At 51.6% G+C, this 4,379-nt stretch carries 4 protein-coding genes; 2 read left to right on the top strand and 2 right to left on the bottom strand.

What is annotated here, in order from left to right:
- The first annotated feature begins 193 nt into the window (after positions 1-193).
- Entirely contained in the window at positions 194-1,660 is a 1,467-nt protein-coding gene (locus tag A918_RS0107965) for a hypothetical protein (protein ID WP_022710550.1), read from the top strand.
- 130 nt (positions 1,661-1,790) lie between these two features.
- Here the strand turns inward: A918_RS0107965 and rpoH are convergent, their stop codons facing one another.
- Positions 1,791-2,666 carry an RNA polymerase sigma factor RpoH gene (rpoH, locus tag A918_RS0107970; protein ID WP_022710551.1) on the bottom strand — a complete coding sequence of 292 codons (876 nt, stop codon included), beginning with the start codon at positions 2,664-2,666 and terminating at the stop codon, positions 1,791-1,793.
- 306 nt (positions 2,667-2,972) lie between these two features.
- Positions 2,973-3,986, bottom strand: coding sequence for an RluA family pseudouridine synthase (locus A918_RS0107975; RefSeq protein WP_033315975.1), 1,014 nt, complete (start codon positions 3,984-3,986; stop codon positions 2,973-2,975).
- A gap of 53 nt (positions 3,987-4,039) precedes the next feature.
- Between A918_RS0107975 and A918_RS22025 the strand changes: the two genes are divergently transcribed.
- Positions 4,040-4,379 (top strand): hypothetical protein (locus tag A918_RS22025; RefSeq protein ID WP_033315976.1); only part of this gene is annotated, 340 nt, incomplete at its 3' end.

A 4,379-nucleotide genomic window follows, 5' to 3' on the forward strand; every position in this document is an offset into this window, starting at 1 on the left:
TTTTTAACGGTATTTTATCGTTTATGTTCGTCTGTAAGGTGTTGAATTACACAGTAAACTTTGCATTCGTTAAGACTTATGTTTAATAAAACATTCAGATTTCATCTGATTTTCTCATGAATAGGCTGATATGGCGCTGTGCAAAAGCGCTTGGAGAGGCAGATTCAGTCGCCAGTAACGGATTTGGAAGAGTATGGCAGATTTTGCAGCGGTACTGAAAAAGACAATTGATGCTCAGGAAAATCCTGATCAGGCGCTTCGTCAGCGTGTCTATGCGAAGGCCCGCTCCACGATCGAGCAGAAGCTTACGGCTGCAAATGCGCCGGACGCGGTTGCCCAGCGTCAGCGCCAGATGCTCGAAGCGGCGATTGAAGAAGTTGAAACCGATTACCGTGCTGCCGAGCGCGCTGCTGAAGAAGCTGCGCAACCGGAGCAGGCGACTGATCCGCTGGAAGATTTTCTGAAAGCAGTTCAGGAAGCCGGTGTTGCTGATGAGCAAAATGCAGAACCTTCTGTCTTGCCGGATGATCCGCATGACAGCACATTGCATGGCAATCCGCAGGATGACTGGCAGAATGACCGTGATGACACATCCGGTTTTACCGAGCGCTCCTCTTATAATGATTATGATGAAGAACCGCGCAGCCGCAGCTCCAAAGGGCTGATTGCCGGACTGATTGCAGTTCTGCTGCTTGGCGGTGCCGGTTATGCAGGCTGGACATATCAGGATCAGATTAAGGATTATGTTTCTTCGCTCACAGCCGGTTCAACGGATAGCGGTGAGGGGACAGATGCAGGCGAAGATGCCGGTGATGAACCGGACACCGGAACAACAACACCGCCGGAGACAACACCACCTGCAACGAATAATGACAGTGGCGGTAATGCTGATAGCAACACAACACCGGCACAGACCAAGCCAGAAGGCGAGCAGAAACTGACCCAGCGTTTGCTGCCGGATGGCAGTGAAGTGGATGCAGGAACTTCCGGCGACAAGCCGACAGTTGGTGAGGGTACCTCCAATGCACCGGTGACAGGGACTGCTCCGGCGACCAATGGTCAGCCTGCGGCTAACACGAATACACAGGCGCAGACTATTCCGGTCGGACAGCCGGCTTTCTTCTACGAAGAACAGCGCGGTGGTGAAACATCGGCTGCAATCAAGGGTAATGTTGTCTGGTCGGTGGTGCAGGATTCACCGGGCGAAGGTGTGCCGGATGAACCGGCAATCCGTGCCGATGTCAGCTATCCGGACAGAAAGATCAATCTGCGCATGACCCTGCGCCGCAATGCGGATCAGTCAATTCCTGCAAGTCATCTGATCGAGATGATCTATACAGTGCCGGATGATTTCGACGGCGGCGTGATTGAGAATGTGCAGCGCGTGACCTTCAAGGATTCCGAACAGGCAGCAGGTAATCCGCTGGCAGCTATTCCGATGAAAATCGCGGATAACTTCTTCCTTGTGGCGCTGAATGATGCCCGTACGGCTGTTGATATGAACCTGTCGCTGATGCGCCGTCAGCAATGGATTGATATTCCGATTACCTATCGCAATGGTCGCCGTGCGCTGATCAGCATCGAAAAAGGTGTGCCGGGTGATAAGGTCTTTGATGAAGTGCTGAAAAGCTGGGGCAACACAGCACCGGCAGCCAACTGATAAGAATAAACAGGGCAAGAGCGTGTTATGAAGCTTCAACATGCTATGCTCTGTGATAACAAAAAAACCGCCTTGTACTTTGTACAGGGCGGTTTTGTTTTATGCCGGATGCTAAACGGGATATCCGCTTTTATGCAGCTTCCGCAGAGGCCATAACAGCCTCCTGTACTTTTTCAAAAGCTCGGACTTCAATCTGACGGACACGCTCACGGCTGATGCCGAATTCGGTCGACAAATCTTCAAGCGTAACCGGTTCCTCTGCCAGACGACGGGCTTCAAAAATCCGGCGTTCGCGGTCATTGAGCTTGGACATTGCTGATTCAAGCATGGTGCGGCGGCTGTTGAGCTCGTCTTCGTCAATCAGAACCTGTTCCTGAGAGGCGCTGTCATCCACCAGCCAGTCCTGCCATTCACCGCTTTCACCTTCCGAAGCACGGATCGGCGCGTTCAGCGATGCGTCGCCGCTCATACGGCGGTTCATGGATACGACTTCTTCCTCAGAAACGCTCAGGCGGTGAGCAATTTCTTTCACCTGTTCAGGGTTCAGATCGCCGTCATCCAGCGCCTGAATCTTATTCTTAGCCTTACGCAGGTTAAAGAACAGGCGCTTCTGGTTTGCGGTGGTGCCCATTTTGACAAGGCTCCACGACCGCAGCACATATTCCTGAATCGAGGCCTTGATCCACCACATAGCATAGGTGGCGAGACGGAAGCCGCGTTCCGGTTCAAAACGTTTGACAGCCTGCATCAGGCCGACATTGCCTTCAGAGATCACTTCACCGATCGGCAGGCCGTAGCCGCGATACCCCATGGCAATCTTGGCCACAAGACGCAGGTGACTGGTAACAAGCTTATGGGCGGCTTCCGGATCAGCATGCTCGCTATAGCGTTTGGCAAGCATATATTCTTCCTGAGGCTGAAGCATCGGGAAGCGGCGGATTTCATCGAGATATCGTGTCAGACCACCATCACCTGCGGTGATAGCCGGTAAAGTTGCACGGGCCATATAGCACCCTCCTTTTTGTGACAGGTTCCCATTGAGGCGAACCCGCGTCTGTATGATAACCATTTCAGACAGTTCGTCGCATAAAGTGAGTATATAGGAAGAATTTAGGCGAAAACACGGTCAAAGTGACAAAACACGAGAATTTTATCAAAATGACTACAGAATTAAATTTTAGAAGCGTTTTTTAATTAACATATTGAAAATCAATAATATTATTGTGGCGGAATGTCTGTAAGGAAAAAACAACCGGGAGCAAACATGCTGTCGCTCCCGATTGTTACAATTATTTAATATGGCGGACAGGTTTTAATCCGCTTTAAGACCGCCATGGCGGAAGGCTTCGAGCAGAATCTGCATATCTTCCGGTATGTCAGCCGTGAATTCCATAAATTCACCGGTCATCGGATGTTCAAAAGCCAGCAACCGTGCATGCAGTGCCTGACGATGGAAATTCTGTACGGTTGTTTTCAGTTCGTCAGTCAGACGGTTGGCCTTGGTTTTATAAGCGCCGCCATATTCACTATCGCCGATCAGCGGATGGCCGATATGTGCCATATGCACACGGATCTGATGGGTACGACCGGTTTCAAGGCGGCACTCTACGAGGGAAGCGAGTGCTGTGGCATCGCTGTTCTCACCGAAACGCTCTTCAATTGTATAATGGGTAATGGCGTAGCGGGCATCTTCACGGTCTTCACGTACCACCGCCTGTTTGGTGCGGTCACGATGTGAGCGGCCGAGATGGGCATCAATTGTACCGGCAGGACGCTCAGGCATACCCCAGACCAATGCCATATAGGCACGTTCCAGCATGCCGTTCCGACCGTGATCGGCAAATTGTGCGCTTAAGTTCTGATGCGCCTTGTCATGTTTGGCGACAACCAGCACGCCGGATGTGTCTTTATCCAGCCGGTGAACAATGCCCGGACGTTTGACGCCGCCGATACCGGAGAGGCTGTCACCGCAATGATGTATCAAAGCGTTAACCAAAGTTCCGGTCCAGTTGCCATTTCCCGGGTGTACAACCAGTCCGGCAGGCTTGTTGACCACAATTATGTCATTATCTTCATAAAGGAGATCAAGCGGAATGTCTTCCGGCTGTGGTTCAGCGGGTTCGGCTTCCGGAATGTGCAGTACAATCGTTGAACCTTCGCGCAATTTGTGCTTAGGCTCACTCACAGTCCGGTTGTCTACCTGTACATGGCCGGCACTTATGAGTGATTGGATGCGATTTCGTGAAAGATCAGGCGTGAGTTGAGAAGCAAGCCACTGATCCAGCCGCTTCCCTGCGGCATCTGCGTCGGCAATTAGCTCTTTCAATCGTCTCTTCCCTTCGTTATCACGCCTCGCGATATCAGTAATCGGAGACCTTAATGCAGGACCACTATTATCAAGAGCACCCGGAACAGCAGCAATATGCTGCTCAGACGTATCAGGAGCCTCAACTCGATCCGGCTATGGAACGTGTGCGTCGTAAAATGGTTCGCCTGCTGATTATATCAATCGCCATTATGGTGATAGGTCTTATGGCGGTGCTGGCTGCAGTTGTCTATAAAATCAACAAGGCACCCGATACAGCAGAAACTGAAACAGCTCAATCGGATATTCCGGGACAGGCTCCGAAAACAGACGCGCAGGCGCAGAATGCAGAAGGCAAAGCTGCCGAGCCGCTGCCAATGGTTGAATCCCAGCTGGAACTGGCTCCGGGGACAA

This window comes from Pseudochrobactrum sp. AO18b (assembly GCF_000409565.1).
GTDB lineage: Bacteria > Pseudomonadota > Alphaproteobacteria > Rhizobiales > Rhizobiaceae > Pseudochrobactrum > Pseudochrobactrum saccharolyticum.

What these genes read in the sequence shown, in the direction of transcription:
- A918_RS0107965 (WP_022710550.1), top strand. Translation starts at nt 194, where the DNA reads ATGGCAGATTTTGCAGCGGTACTGAAAAAGACAATTGATGCTCAGGAA.
- rpoH (WP_022710551.1), bottom strand. Translation starts at nt 2,666, where the DNA reads ATGGCCCGTGCAACTTTACCGGCTATCACCGCAGGTGATGGTGGTCTG.